At 42.7% G+C, this 14,440-nt stretch carries 14 protein-coding genes and 1 tRNA gene; 4 read left to right on the plus strand and 11 right to left on the minus strand.

Going from position 1 to position 14,440, the window contains the following annotated elements:
- Positions 1 to 154: 154 nt before the first annotated feature.
- The 10 genes from G9Q97_RS23225 to G9Q97_RS23270 form a co-directional block, all read right to left on the minus strand.
- Positions 155 to 352 carry a cold-shock protein gene (locus G9Q97_RS23225; RefSeq protein WP_014020889.1) on the minus strand — a complete coding sequence of 66 codons (198 nt, stop codon included), beginning with the start codon at positions 350 to 352 and terminating at the stop codon, positions 155 to 157.
- A gap of 158 nt (positions 353 to 510) precedes the next feature.
- Positions 511 to 1,548: an aspartate--ammonia ligase gene (gene asnA, locus G9Q97_RS23230; protein ID WP_166151421.1), complete on the minus strand. Its 1,038-nt coding sequence runs from the start codon at positions 1,546 to 1,548 to the stop codon at positions 511 to 513.
- 92 nt (positions 1,549 to 1,640) lie between these two features.
- The gene (locus tag G9Q97_RS23235) at positions 1,641 to 2,783 is read right to left on the minus strand and encodes a lactonase family protein (RefSeq protein ID WP_166151423.1); all 1,143 of its coding nucleotides are present in this window, start codon (positions 2,781 to 2,783) and stop codon (positions 1,641 to 1,643) included.
- On the minus strand, positions 2,770 to 3,150 hold the full coding sequence (mnhG, locus tag G9Q97_RS23240) for a monovalent cation/H(+) antiporter subunit G (protein ID WP_166151425.1): 381 nt from the start codon (positions 3,148 to 3,150) through the stop codon (positions 2,770 to 2,772). The genes G9Q97_RS23235 and mnhG overlap by 14 nt, the downstream gene beginning before the upstream one ends.
- Positions 3,143 to 3,418 (minus strand): cation:proton antiporter, encoded by a 276-nt coding sequence (locus tag G9Q97_RS23245; RefSeq protein WP_166151427.1) that lies wholly within the window; start codon positions 3,416 to 3,418, stop codon positions 3,143 to 3,145. Before G9Q97_RS23245 ends, mnhG begins: the two co-directional genes overlap by 8 nt.
- Entirely contained in the window at positions 3,415 to 3,894 is a 480-nt protein-coding gene (locus G9Q97_RS23250; protein ID WP_187357748.1) for a Na+/H+ antiporter subunit E, read from the minus strand. Before G9Q97_RS23250 ends, G9Q97_RS23245 begins: the two co-directional genes overlap by 4 nt.
- A gap of 11 nt (positions 3,895 to 3,905) precedes the next feature.
- Complete coding sequence (locus G9Q97_RS23255) at positions 3,906 to 5,414, minus strand: proton-conducting transporter transmembrane domain-containing protein (RefSeq protein ID WP_166151436.1); 1,509 nt, start codon at positions 5,412 to 5,414, stop codon at positions 3,906 to 3,908.
- The gene (locus G9Q97_RS23260) at positions 5,411 to 5,764 is read right to left on the minus strand and encodes a Na+/H+ antiporter subunit C (RefSeq protein ID WP_166151438.1); all 354 of its coding nucleotides are present in this window, start codon (positions 5,762 to 5,764) and stop codon (positions 5,411 to 5,413) included. Before G9Q97_RS23260 ends, G9Q97_RS23255 begins: the two co-directional genes overlap by 4 nt.
- A gap of 2 nt (positions 5,765 to 5,766) precedes the next feature.
- Positions 5,767 to 6,177, minus strand: a complete 411-nt coding sequence (locus G9Q97_RS23265) for a Na+/H+ antiporter subunit B (RefSeq protein WP_166151440.1) — start codon at positions 6,175 to 6,177, stop codon at positions 5,767 to 5,769.
- 3 nt (positions 6,178 to 6,180) lie between these two features.
- Positions 6,181 to 8,487 carry a putative monovalent cation/H+ antiporter subunit A gene (locus G9Q97_RS23270; RefSeq protein ID WP_166151442.1) on the minus strand — a complete coding sequence of 769 codons (2,307 nt, stop codon included), beginning with the start codon at positions 8,485 to 8,487 and terminating at the stop codon, positions 6,181 to 6,183.
- A gap of 244 nt (positions 8,488 to 8,731) precedes the next feature.
- Here G9Q97_RS23270 and G9Q97_RS23275 point away from each other — a divergent pair, with 244 nt between their 5' ends.
- Positions 8,732 to 11,284, plus strand: coding sequence for a phosphoenolpyruvate carboxylase (locus G9Q97_RS23275; RefSeq protein ID WP_166151444.1), 2,553 nt, complete (start codon positions 8,732 to 8,734; stop codon positions 11,282 to 11,284).
- A 153-nt stretch (positions 11,285 to 11,437) separates the two neighbouring features.
- On the opposite strand, the gene G9Q97_RS23280 is transcribed toward G9Q97_RS23275, so the two are convergent.
- Positions 11,438 to 11,510, minus strand: a tRNA-Gly gene (locus G9Q97_RS23280).
- A 104-nt stretch (positions 11,511 to 11,614) separates the two neighbouring features.
- Here G9Q97_RS23280 and G9Q97_RS23285 point away from each other — a divergent pair.
- From G9Q97_RS23285 to G9Q97_RS23295, 3 genes are read left to right on the plus strand one after another with little or no spacing between them, the layout of a single operon-like run.
- Positions 11,615 to 12,013 (plus strand): (deoxy)nucleoside triphosphate pyrophosphohydrolase, encoded by a 399-nt coding sequence (locus tag G9Q97_RS23285; protein ID WP_166151446.1) that lies wholly within the window; start codon positions 11,615 to 11,617, stop codon positions 12,011 to 12,013.
- 57 nt (positions 12,014 to 12,070) lie between these two features.
- On the plus strand, positions 12,071 to 13,396 hold the full coding sequence (locus G9Q97_RS23290; protein WP_166151448.1) for a S8 family serine peptidase: 1,326 nt from the start codon (positions 12,071 to 12,073) through the stop codon (positions 13,394 to 13,396).
- Positions 13,397 to 13,411: 15 nt separating this feature from the next.
- Positions 13,412 to 13,642 (plus strand): hypothetical protein, encoded by a 231-nt coding sequence (locus tag G9Q97_RS23295; protein ID WP_166151450.1) that lies wholly within the window; start codon positions 13,412 to 13,414, stop codon positions 13,640 to 13,642.
- Positions 13,643 to 14,440: the final 798 nt, after the last annotated feature.

Consider the following 14,440-nt stretch of genomic DNA (forward strand, 5'->3'; position numbering starts at 1 on the left):
TTTTCGGGGTTTTTGAATTAAATTACCTCTATTTAATTCATTGTATATCAGTTTTTTAGGGATTCAGAAAGAAGCCCAAAGTAAGCATATATGGTCTGTAAACAAAAAAAGCAATCCAAATGGATTGCTTTCTGCTACTGATGTCAATGTTATGTTATGCGTTTACTACCTTCACATTCACTGCATTCAGACCTTTTCTTCCTTCTTTAAGATCGAAGGATACATCATCGTCTTCTCTGATTTCGTCTATAAGTCCAGAGACATGCACAAAATACTCTTTAGATGATTCGTCATCAATAATAAAACCGAATCCTTTGGACTCATTAAAAAATTTTACTTTTCCTGTGTTCATAATTGTAATTAATTGATTGTATTAATGGCAGTAAAGGTAAGGAAACTTTTTGCAAATAAAACAGTTATTAAAATTATTTTTTTGATTTTAAAGACTTCTTGAAAAGCAATTTTAACTTAATAATGCTCAAAATCAATAAATAGATTTTTTCCTATTTTTTATTTCATTAAATAAACTCCTTGTTCCTTACATTTATTTATTTCATCGGCTGGCCAAATTCCTGATTGCACTTCGCCGATATGCTTTTTTCTCAAAAGAAACATACAGGTTCTGGATTGACCGATCCCTCCTCCTATGCTTTGTGGGAGTTCTCCGTTTAATAATTTTTTATGAAAAAACAGATTTTTTCTTTTTTCTTCACCTGAAAGCGCCAGCTGCCTTTCCAAAGTGTCCGCATCCACCCGAACCCCCATGGAGGAAAGCTCAAAAGAATTTTTTAAAATGGGATTCCACACCAGAATATCCCCATTTAACCCCTTAAACCCTTCGGAATTGTAACTGCTCCAGTCATCATAATCAGGGGCCCTGCCATCGTGCTTTTCCCCATTGCTAAGTACATCTCCGATACCAATCAGAAAAACTGCTCCATGAGCTTTACAAGCCTGGTATTCCCTTTCCTTGGGGGTTAAATCCGGATATTGTTGCAAGAGTTCTTCTGCCTGAATAAAGGTAATTTTCTCAGGAAGCTGGGGGGAAATGTCCGGAAATGCGGCAAAGATAGATTTCTCCAGTTCCCTGAAGATACCATATATACTTTCTACCGTGGATTTTAAATAGTCCAGATTTCTTTGGGATGCTGTTATTTTTTGTTCCCAGTCCCATTGGTCTACATACAAGGAGTGCAGTGGAGAATAGTCTTCATCGGGTCTCAGGGCCCGCATGTCAGTTAAGATCCCCTCTCCGTCTTTTGCTTCCAATTCTGCCAATTGCCATCTTTTCCATTTGGCAAGAGACTGAACGACTACTGCAGAGGCATCCGACTGATTTTTGATAGGAAACCTGACAGGTCTTTCTGTACCGTTAAGATCGTCGTTGATTCCTGTCCCGTCCAATATGGCCAGTGGGCAGGAAATTTTTAACAAATTCAACCTTTCAGACATCATGACCGGAAATCGGGTTTTGATCAGGTCTATGGCTCTTTCTGTTTCTCTTCTATTCAATATGCATTTGTATTTCAGCTCACTGGATGCTGCCATTTTTTTCTAATTTTTCTTTTGACAAACTTAAAATCGGCGCAATATAAAAGAAAAGAATTGATTCCGGGACATGCCCTGCCCGATTCAGGTTTCTATGGTAGAAAGTTTATGTAGACGGGTTTGTGAATTTCAAAACGGTGGTCTGTGTTGGTCAGCATCCCGCTTTCAGGGTCCCTACTGAAAGCCAAAAGGGTATTGGAGTTTTGGTTCCCCACCACCAGGAATTTACCGTCCGGGGTAATGTTAAAGTTTCTTGGTGCATTGCCACCAGAGGAAATGGTTTGAATGTGCTTTAGTTTCCCCTGATCAACGATTTGAAAACCAATAATTTCATTTGCTTCTCCACGATTAGAGGCATAAAGGAATTTATCATATATCCTGACTTCAGCGGCGCCGACAGTACCGGTAAAACCTTGTTCAAGCAGGCTTTGGGTCTCTACATGTTCCAGGAATCCATCATCATAGCGGTAAACGCCTATTTCTGCAGTAATTTCATGGATCAAGTATAAGGTTTCACCAGCTGCGTCAAACACCATGTGTCGGGGACCTGCTCCTGGCTTTACCTGCAAACGGAAATGTGGGTCTTCAACCAATGGTTTTTCCTCATTGGGGTTAAAATTATATACCACTACCTCATCTGTCCCCAGATCGGCAACCAAAAGCCTGCCATCCTGAGGATGAAAAACAACCGCATGTACATGAGGTTGCTTTTGTCGGTTGGGATTTATACTGTTCCCTTTGTGGTTGACCACCTGAACGGCAGGTTGCAGCCTTCCCTCTGCTTCCACCGGAATAACTGAAAAGTTACCTTCCGAATAGTTTGCTGCAACAACAAATTTTTCTGATGGATCCAGGCTGAGGTAGCATGGAGCATCACCTGCAGCCGACACGGTGTTGATTTTGGAAATGTGGCCCTCATTCAATGCAAAAGAACTTACCTTTCCCCCCTCATCCCCGGCGGTTTCCTCTACTGAAAAAACCAGGTTTTGGGATTTATTGGCAATTACAAATGAAGGATTTTCAGGATCAGTCGCTGAAGAAAGTAAAATGAAGCCATTTTTCCCGGGATTAAACTCAAGCAGGTGAATCCCTTGTTCAGGAGTATCAGTATAGGTGCCTAACAAAAACAAATAGGAATCGGACATGTCGTTGGTTATTGTTTGGGATTTCCGGGTATTTGACTGACCACAGGCCATGGCTATCAATACCACAACTATCATTTTATTTATTTTCATCCTTCTTTTGGTCGTTATCACTTGAAAGTTCATGGCTTTTGGGGTGGTATTTGCCTTTCAGATCATCCAATTTTGACCCGGACCATAATTTTACTCCTGTAAAATAGGATGCCCTGCCAATCATATGGGCACCCACCGGGGCGGTAAGCAACATAAACAGGATAATGGCCATTACCCGGGAATAAATTCCGAATTCGTTGAAATAAATTCCTGCCGCCAGAAGCAGTAACCCAATCCCCAGGGTGGCGGCTTTGGTAGTGACCGAAATCCTCAGGTACAGATCTGGCATCCGTACTACTCCCACAGCTGCCAGTAATATAAAAACAGCTCCCAATGTACTCAGTCCCATGATTAAATAGTCATTCATTTTTTTCTCTTTTTTCAAGGTAATAGGAAAAAGCCACCGTTCCCAAAAAGGCGATTAATGCCATGATCATGGCAATATCCAGGAATGCCGGTTGGTCGGTATGTATGCTGTAAATGGTAATAATGCCTATTCCCGTGGTCAGCAAGAGGTCCAGTGACACCACCCTGTCAGAAAGTGTGGGACCAATAATAAACCGAATAAATATCAAAAGGGTAGATCCGGCCAAAACCGGTAAAATCACATAATATAGATAATCGTATACACTCATCTCAAAATCTCCAATAACTTGCGTTCGAATCCATTTTTTATATCTGCTATAAACTCTTCCCTGTCGTGTACATACATGGCATGCACGTAAAGCACCTCTCTATCATCTGATACATCCAGGCTCAGGGTTCCTGGTGTAAGAGTAATCAAATTGGCTAGCAGGGTGATCTCCAGATCTGTTTTTGCAGTAAGCGGTATTTGTATGATCCCGGGTTTCATGTAAAAACTGGGGGTGACCACATCATAGGCCACCTGAAGATTGGCCTTAATCAGTTCGTATAAAAAGAAAAAGACGAAGGCAATTAGTTTAGGGCCTCGGTAGAAATATTTGTTTTCTTCCCTTTCTTTGGAAATGAGCCACATCAGGAAAAAGCTCAGGATGAATCCAAAAACAAAATTTATGAACGAGAATGTTCCTGTCACCGCAAGCCATATGAAGGAGAGCAGGAGATTGCTTAGAAACCTGGTTTTTATCATTTTCCTTAGATTTAAATTCCCAAAACGGCTTGAATATATGGAGCTGGATCCATCAGATTTTCCGCTATTGTCATTGACAGGCGCATGATCCATTCTGCACCGAAACCAATGCCTAAAGAGATTACCGATAAAAAAGCAATTGAACCAATCATGGCTTTCTTTTTCAATGGTTTTAATTCTTCAAAGTATTTGATGTGTTTTTTCCTTGGCAATTCGGCTCCATCTTTCCAAAAAACGGCTGCCCATAATTTGGCTATGATGAATAAGGTAAGGAAACTTCCCAATATTATAAAGGCAATCATTAAAATATTTGAGCTTGCTATGGCACCCTTGATGAGCAGCAATTTTCCCCAGAAGCCGGAAAGTGGCGGTATCCCTACCAAAGAAAACAAAGGGATGGCCATCAACAGGCTCAACAGGGGCTGTTCTTTGTAAAACCCACCCAGTAATCGCATGGAGTAGGTGCCTTTAAATTTGAATATCAAGCCACTGACCATAAACAGGTTGGTTTTGACCATGATGTCATGAACCAGATAAAACACCGCCCCGGCTATGGCAATGGTACTGTAAATACCCAGACCGGCCAGCATAAAGCCAATATGGCAAATGATCAGGTAACTGAATACTTTCCGCATATTATTTTGGATCAATGCTCCCAGTCCTCCGGTAAGAATGGTCAACATGGCCATGATGGAAATTACCCAGGTAAGGAATTCATCCGGGATAAAGATCAGGGTGAACACCCGCAATAGGGCATATACACCCACCTTGGTTAATAAGCCCCCAAAAATAGCTGAAATGGCAGGTGGCGGCGTATGATAGGAAGCCGGGAGCCAAAAATATAATGGAAAAACTGCAGATTTGATCCCAAAACCTATCAGGAAGAGTATGGCTGTCACATTTACCAGTCCGCGATTTTCAACGGCTGCAACCTGAATCGAAAGATCTGCCATGTTCAAACTTCCCGTCAAACCATACAAAATGGCGATAGCGGTAAGGAAGATGACAGAAGCCAGCAAATTCATGGTGACATACTTGATGGCCCCCTCTATCTGGGCTTTTTCCCCTCCTATGGTGAGCAGTACAAAGGAAGAAATGATAATGATTTCAAACCAAACGTAAAGGTTGAAAATATCACCGGTAAGGAAGGCACCGCTTAAACCCATGATCAAAAGATGCAGAATAGGAAAATATCCGAATTTTATCCTTGCATTCCGTATACTCCCGACGGAAAACACACTGACAGCCAGTCCCGCAATTGCCGTTAGCAGCACCAGCAGTGCGCTAAAAGTATCGGCCACAAAAGTGATTCCGAAAGGGGCAACCCAACCTCCTGCCTGCATGGCCTGAATCCCCTCCTGATTTACTTTTAAAAGCAAAAGCAGGCTGATTAGCAAGGCAATCAGGGATCCGATCACAGAGATCAGCTTTTGAAGGTTTTTTCTGTTCCAGGAAAACATCAGAACCACTGCCACAAAAAGCTGGAAAATTACCGGTAAAACAATGTAGGGGTTGCTCATAAATCTTCGTCGGTTGCGTTCATTTCGTCCAGATCGTCTGTTTTAACTACTTTATAGGCTCTTTTAATGAGAATGATAGCGAATGCCTGCAGGCCAAAACTAATGACAATAGCGGTCAGAATAAGGGCCTGTGGAACAGGGTCAGCATATATTTCTCCCAGCATCTTCTCGGTATCGGCAATGATGGGGGGCTCTCCTTTTACAATTTTACCCAATAAAAAAATAAGCAGGTTGGCACCATTTCCGAGCAGGATCAAACCTATGATCAATTTCACAAGGCTCCTTCTGAGCATCATGTAAATGCCGGCCGCGTACAATAGTCCTATGATGATTACGAGTAAAATCTCCATGCTTACAAGCCTTCAGATATGGTGAAAATAATCGTGAGTGTCACTCCTATGACCACCAGGTACACTCCTGTATCAAAAAACAAAGCCGTACCAACCGAGCCAATCACAGGCACGGATTGCTTCATCCAAAGACCTGTCATAAAAGTATCCCCGAAAGCCAGAGGCAGGGATCCTGCCGTCAGGGCCAGCAACAATCCCACAGGCATGAGAAATCCGGGGTGAAATTTTATAATATTTTTGGTCTTATCTATCCCATTGGCAAAAGAATGAATCACGAAGGCGATAGCAGCCATCAGCCCGCCTACAAATCCTCCACCTGGAAGATAATGGCCTCTCAATAAAATAAACACTGAAAACAGTAACAGCAAAGGGAGCAGGTAAGCTGATGCAGTTTTAAATATAATTGTTTTCATATACTATTCTTTTTCTGTACTTCTTAGGTGTAATTTCAACAAGCCAAATACGCCAATGGCCGCTATGGCCAAAACAGTGATTTCGACCATGGTATCAAAACCCCTGAAATCAACCAATATAACATTCACAACATTCTTTCCTTTTCCAAGGATATAGGCATTTTCTGCGTAATACTGACTGGTCTCTTTGCTCACCGTCTCGTTCATCACTTCCAGGGTAAGGATACTGATAAGCGTTCCAAATGCCAGAGAAAGCAGACCATCCCGGACCCTGTCTCTGGTATCCGATAATTTTAAATATTTAGGTAAATTATACAGCACCAAAACAAATAAGATAACTGTCAGGGTATCAATGGAAAATTGAGTCATGGCCAGGTCAGGAGCTGAATAAAAAAGGAAGATGAGGCAAAATGAGTAACCCACCACTCCCATGGAAGCTACGGCCACAAGTCTGGACTTGGAAAATACCGTGAATAAAATGGCTACTGCCATAATTATTAAAACCACTGCCTCATAAAAAGTAACGGCTGTCATGGTGCTTGTATCTACATATAAGGTAATGCCGGTAAAAAGGCGGTAGGCCAGCATTAGCGAAATAAAACTCAAAATGGTAATCAAGTAGTATCGAAGGTAGCCATTTTGAAAAAATCTTGTCCATCCGCTACTGAATGTGGCAAATCCACTAGAGATCAACCTTACAATGGACTCCGGGGAAATGCCCTCAAATGCAGTGACTTTGGACAATAAGTTTTCGGATGGTTTTAAAATAAAGTAGAGTGCAGTTCCTGAACCTATAGTAATTACACTCAGGAGAAGAATCAAATTAAACCCATGCCACAACTGCAGGTGAAAATCGGGCTCTGTCCCCGTGAGACCAGCCACCACCGGTTGAATCAGGCTACTTTCCAATAAAAAAGGTGCCAATCCAAACAAAATACATAATATCCCAAGAATTAATGGGGGTGCATACATGGCAGGACCGGGAAGATGTAGGTGTTGGAATCGTTCAGGTAACTTTCCAAGAAAAGGCTTAATTCCTGCCAGGAAACCGGCAAACAATAGGGCTACATTGGTGATGATGGCAAGGATGGTCAGTGGCCATGCCAGATCACCCATACCCAGCGTGGCTGCATAAATCAGGTCTTTGCCAACAAAACCAAAAGAGGGAGGTATACCGGCATTTGAAATGGCCGCAAGCAGGGCAGCAATCCCCACCGGGAGCATGACCTTATTCAAACCCCCTAGCTGGCTCACATCCCGGGTTCCCGTTTCATGGTCAATAATTCCTGTCACCAGGAAAAGAGTGGCTTTGTACAAGGCGTGTACCAGAATAAAAACAGCAGCTGCCAAAAGGGCGGCAGAAGTCCCCAGGCCAATTAGAAACACCAATATTCCTAAAGCTGAAATGGTGGAATAGGCAAGGATTCCCTTCAAGTCCAGTCGGAACAAGGCATGAATGGCTGCATAAACCATGGTAATAGCCCCCACAATAATCAATGGGCCATTCCACCATTCGTGATTTCCCAACACCGGAGTGAAACGAGCCAGTAGATAAATCCCTGCCTTCACCATGGTGGCAGAGTGCAGGTAGGTGGAAACCGGGGTAGGTGCCTTCATGGCTCCGGGCAACCAAAAATGAAAAGGAAACTGGGCGGATTTGGTAAAGGCAGCCAAAAAAAGGAACAGCAGAATCCAACCATATAAGTTGTTTCCCTGAATGACTTCAGAAAGGGAGGACATGGCGGAAATCTGATTGAGCTGAGTGACATGACCTAGCCCTACCATAGCCGCCAAAAGGAATAAACCTCCAATACCGGTAATGGCCAATGCGGTAAGAGCGGATTTCCGGGAAGCCTCGCTGTCGTTATTGAAACCTATCAGAAAAAAGGAACTGATACTGGTGAGTTCCCAAAAGATAAATAAGGTGTAAATATTGTCCGATAATACCAGGCCAAGCATGGAAGCCATAAACATGGACAAGTAGGCATAAAAACGATCCAGAAAATGGTGTCCTTTCAGGTAAGCCGAAGTATAAATAAAAACCAGAGTTCCAATACCACTGATCAGCAGAACAAACAACATGGACAAGCCATCCAGGTAGAAATCAAGATTGACCCCAATGGAGGGGACCCACTGATAACTGATCCTTACGTGTCCATTATCCTGAATTTCAGGCAAGATAGAGAGAAAAAATACAAAAATCGAAAGCGGTAACAATGCCGCCCAAAGTGTGGATTTTGATTTTAGCCTACCCATGATCAGGGGGATTACCAAAGCAAAAACAAATCCAGAAATTACTGCGATTAACATCAGCGGTTGATTAAAATGTTGGTTTTCGAAAGCCTAAAATACAAAAAAATATTCGATTGGCGGGGAAGCCTTTGCCTGAATCCATGAGTGGGTCGCATGAGATAGACAATAAGATCCTGACAATAAGGAAAATAAATCCGTAATCTATTTTTGATATTGAAATTATGCCCTATAAATAATGCATAGAAGGAAAAAAATGTGCATTTTTGGATAATTGGAAAGATTAAAATTAATCCCATCAACCATGGCAAACATCTACGAAACTGAAGTTGCTAAGCGCTTTACCATCTATAACAGTCTGTTCTTAGATCTGCCCTTTGACCAGATATACAGAACAGGTACCTTGTTACCAATCTTATCTGAAGCATGTCAAAGCGGCTTTAAGAAAAACAAAACACCCAAAGAAATCATCCATCAGTTTTTCGAGGAACTCATGTCCGAGAAACCTGAGAAAGACAGACATGACCTCCTGTTCAAAATGGTTCAATACATTGAACGACAGGTAGTATTGTTTGATTCTATTGAAGATGCGGCTTTCGAAAAATTCAATGATATCAAGGGAAAGGGAACCATGAGCTCCCTGATTTCCCGCGCAGAAACTGACCATAAAAGGGAAGAGCTGATACAAAAACTGCAGAATTTTTCGGTCCGCCTTACTTTGACAGCGCACCCCACCCAATTTTACCCGGGAAATGTGCTGGCTATTATTACAGACCTGGAACAAGCAATCCGAAAGAATGATTTGGGCGACATTGATTTGTTGTTGAGGCAGCTGGGAAAAACACCCTTTATCAATAAGGAAAAGCCTTCTCCCTATGAGGAAGCTGTCAGCCTTACCTGGTTTTTAGAATATGTCTTTTATCCCGGTATTTCTGATATCATGATTCGGATGCTGAATCAATTGAATATTCCGCTGCATGACTGGGAAAACCCCAATTTGCTGAAAGTAGGCTTTTGGCCAGGGGGAGACAGGGATGGCAATCCCTATGTGACCCACGATATAACCAAAAAAGTGGCCGATAAGCTCCAAAACAGCATTCTGAAATGTTATTACAGAGACATTCGAAAAGTAAGAAGGAGATTGACATTCTATAATGTCGAAAGCCACCTTATCAAAGCGGAGAAAGGTATTTACAACACCCTTTTTGGAGGGCAGGGAGAAGTTTTTCAATCAAAAAATGATTTGCTGGATATACTTTACCAGGCAAGAAAAGGGATCATTGAAGATCATGGAGGCCTGTCTTTGGAACTTTTGGATGAATTCATTTTAAAAGTAAGGGTCTTTGGTTTCCACTTCGCAAGTATGGATGTCCGGCAGGACAGTAGAAAACATGATAGCCTTTGGGATGCCATTATCAGCAAAAGTGAAGGGGAACAAGCACTTGAAACCTACCATAAGGGCACAGAAGAAAGTAAGATAGAGAAAGTGTTGGCCACTGAAAAATTACCAGCTACTGCCTCTCTTGAGGATGATTTCCATAAAGAGATGCTTGAAAGCATCGCTTCCATCGCCTACATCCAAAAAAGCAATGGTCCTATGGGATGTCACCGGTACATTATATCCAATAATCAGTCGGCCCTTCATGTACTGGAAGTGTTTCAGCTTAATAAACTGATTTTAGCTAAAGACGGGGACCTGTTTCTGGATATTGTCCCCTTATTTGAAACTATCGATGACCTGGCTGCCGCTCCGGTTGTAATGAAATCTTTGTACCACAATAAAACATACAGGGACCATTTGCACAAGAGGGGCAACAAACAGACCATCATGCTGGGCTTTTCGGATGGGACAAAAGATGGAGGATACATCCGGGCCAACTGGTCCATTTTGCGGGCCAAAGAGGAATTGACTCTGGTTGCCAGAGAAGAAGGAATCGATGTGGTTTTCTTTGATGGTAGAGGGGGGCCTCCGGCACGTGGTGGTGGAAATACCCACAATTTTTATGCTTCCCTGGGACCAAACGTGGAAAACAGAGAAATCCAGATTACCATTCAGGGCCAAACCATCAGCTCTAATTATGGTAAACCTGTGAGTTGTGCCTATAACCTGGAGCAGCTACTCAGTGCCGGAATGGAAAGTCACCTGTATCCTTCCAGCGAAAACAGCCTTACCAAAAAACAAAAAGCCCTGATTGATGAAATGGCAGATATTAGCTACCAGGAATACAAGGAGCTAAAGAATCATCCTCAATTTGTGCCTTACCTGGAAAAGGTGACCCCACTGAAATTCTTCGGTATGACAAATATCGGATCAAGGCCGGTAAAGCGAAGCAAAGGGGGAAGCATGAAATTTGAAGACCTAAGGGCCATACCTTTTGTAGGTGCCTGGGCGCAGATGAAACAAAATATTCCCGGATTCTTTGGTGTGGGTAAGGCAATCGAAGAAATGGAGAAGAGGGGCAAATTGCAAGAAGTACAGCAATTGTATAAGGATTCCCTGTTTTTCAAATCCCTTTTAGGCAATTCCATGCAGTCCCTGGCCAAAGCCTTTTATCCTGCAACGGCTTATTTAAAGGAAGATGCCCAATTTGGGGGATTCTGGGAACTCATGTATGGTGAATACCAAAGGGCTTACGAACAAATCCTTAAAGTAGCTGGCATGAGCAACCTATTGGAGGACAGTCCATTGAGCAGAGAATCTATAGGGATTCGGGAAAAAATTGTATTGCCACTGATCACCATTCAGCAATATGCGATACAGACTATCCTGGAAAAAGGCAAGGAAGATGCTGACTTGCAGAAATTGATCCTTAGAACCATGTTTGGCATCATCAACGCCGCAAGAAATGCAGCCTGATGCCTGCCTCAGCAATAACAAAAAAGCCTTCGAAAGTAATTTCGAAGGCTTTTTTGTTATTAACCAATTCATGTATATGTTGAACGAACAGAACAAAAGGGTCAATAAAAAATTAGTCGCGAAAAATGAACATTGGTTTTTTTACAGATATAGAGCGGGTAATCGGGTTCGAACCGACGGCCTTCAGCTTGGGAAGCTGACGCTCTGCCAACTGAGCTACACCCGCTTGTCTGAATATAAAAATAAAACTTTTTTTTATTATTGTTTTGTGGAAGACGCTCTTTTTTTAAAAAAATTGAGTGGATCCATTTTGAATTCTAACTTATAATTATGCTACAGGTTACTTGTGCTGTCATCTGCAATGCTCAAAATGAAATCCTTGCCGTGCAACGCTCCGAAAAGATGCGAATGCCCCTGAAATGGGAATTCCCGGGAGGAAAACTCGAGGCAGGGGAAACAGAAGCGGAAGGCCTTAGCCGGGAAATCCGGGAAGAATTGGCCCTGAATATCCAACCGGAGATCAGAATGCAACCAGTTCACCATGATTATGGCGCATTTACCATTTGCCTGATACCTTATTGGGCCAGGATCGGGAAGGAGGAGGTAAAACTGAAAGAACATCTTGCCTATCGCTGGATACTTCCCAAAAACCTGCCGGGATTAGATTGGGCTGCCGCAGACCTCCCTGTGGTGCAACAAATTCTGAACAGCAAGCCCTGGTTTTTTTGAAGGAAAATACGTATCTTTTTGAAGTTCAAAACCTTTTTACAAACCAATACCTGAAAAATGGATCCCTACACCTCCTTTCAAGTCCCTACCGGGGATCGACCTAAGTATACCGGTAAAAAACTGGTCATGCTTTCCCCTGATGCCAGCATGAAAAATATTGATGCCGAAGCGTCGGGAGCGGCCTTGCGGTTGGCGCCTTCCAGTGCCTACAAAAGCCACGAAGAAGACTATATAAAAGCCTTTGAGGAGGGTGATGGGATAGTTTTCGAGAAATTTCGAATTGCCGTTATCAATGCCAACCACGAAGAACAAATCAAATCTCTGCTGTATGCCCGCAGAAGTTTTCAATATGAGGAACCCGAACGTTACCTTTATGCCCTTGATGGGCCCCGCAGCAGTAATTTTGGCGTATTGCTCTGGCAAATGCTTTGCCGTTTATTTGGCATAAAGAAAGATCCGCCTGAAATTGATCCGGATCCCGCTCCAAAAGATCCTCTGCCCGAAAGTCCTCCCGTTTTTGAAAACACCGGGGAGGCCTATTGGGGACTGCATGCCTTGGACACTTTAGCAAATTCTTTTACCGGCAAGGGAGTAAAGCTCGCAGTACTGGATACAGGAATGTACCTGGCCCATCCGGATTTTGCATCCAGGCAAATGGTGACCAAGTCTTTTATCCGGGGGGAATCTGTGGATGATATAAATGGACACGGAACACACTGCGCGGGTATTGCTGTCGGAGGCACCAGGGGCGAAAGCGGTATACGCTATGGTACTGCATCGGAAGCAAACTTATATGTAGGCAAGGTCCTTTCCAATGCAGGGGTAGGAAGCGATAGCGGCATCCTTGCTGGTATGGAATGGGCGGTGGAGGAAGGATGCCGGGTGATATCCATGTCCCTTGGTGCCTCTGTGGAGGAAGACAGCAACTATTCCAATATTTACAACGAGCTTGCCGGCATGGCCATGGATATGGGCACATTGATTATCGGTGCGGCAGGAAACGACAGCCGCCGATCTCAGGGAAGGATCAGTGCAGTAAACCATCCGGCCAATTGTCCCAATATCCTGGCAGTAGGTGCATTGGACCGGCGTTCGGAAATAGCCGACTTTTCTTGTGGCGGACTGAATCCAAATGGGGGACTGGTGGATATAGCTGGTCCGGGTGTGGAAGTTTTCAGCTCATGGAAAACTCCTCAGGAATATGCTATTCTTAGTGGTACCAGTATGGCTACCCCATTTGTGGCAGGGGTGGCAGCGCAGCTGTTGGAAGCCTTTCCGGAGGCCACAGCCCGTGAGGTTTGGGACAAACTCGTAGACCAAGCCAGACCTTTACCTTTGCCTGTCAGGGATGTGGGTGCCGGGCTGGTTCAATCTCCTAAATAAAAGAGGACAACTAAAATGAAAAGAAACTTTATTGCCTCCATTGAGCCCGGATCAGCAACTCATATCGAACAAATAGCTGAGAACCTGCGACAGAAAGGCTGTACCATAAACCGCATTTTAAAACTTGCCGGTGTGATCAGCGGCTCTAGCTCGGGAAAGGAGAAAGACCTGCAGGAGCTCAAAGTACAGGGTATTCGTTATATAGAAGAAGACCGTGAAGTCCGGGCTCTGGGAGGAAAGGATTAGTGATGTGGTACGGCCAGTTGGCTGAAAAATAGGATCATTTTTTTTATTAGATACAATTTTTGGAAAAGGAAAAATGACAATAAAGGGAAAAAATTAAAACTCATTCCTGTCAATTTTACCGTATATGCTTCCCTTTTTTTAAACCATATAAGACATATAAGGGAAAATTAGGCTCAGACTACGCCCAGAAAATAATCTGTGGAAATCTGTGCCTGTCTGTATCATACCCATTATATTCAAAGGATTACACGGATAAAATCAAAAAAATACTTATATGCTCTTCTATTCCTTATATGGTTCCTCTTTTTTTTACCATATAAGTCATATAAGGGAATTTTAGGCTTAGACTAGGCCCAGAAAATCATCTGTGGAAATCCGTGACCGCCTGTGTTAAACCCATATATTCAACGGATTTCACGGATAAAATCAAAAAAAACACTTATATGCTCTTCTATTCCTTATATGGTTCCTCATTTTTTTACCATATAAGACATATAAGGGAATATTAGGCTTAGACTACACATAGAAAATAATCTGTGGAAATCTGTGACCGCCTGTGTTAAACCATATATTCAACGGATTTCACGGATAAAATCAAAAAAAACACTTATATGTTCTTCTATTCCTTATATGGTTCCATTTTTTTTTACCCATATAAGTCATAAAAGGGAATATAAGGTTTAGATCTACAACCAGTAAAAATTCTATGAAAATCTGCCTTTTCTGTGGCGAATCCATCTTGACCAATACGGATAGGCTCATAATATAACCTTAAATGTCCTTCTATCCCTTAAATGG

Origin of the sequence: Cyclobacterium plantarum (assembly GCF_011290685.1) — a bacterium.
In the GTDB taxonomy this organism is placed as follows: domain Bacteria; phylum Bacteroidota; class Bacteroidia; order Cytophagales; family Cyclobacteriaceae; genus Cyclobacterium; species Cyclobacterium plantarum.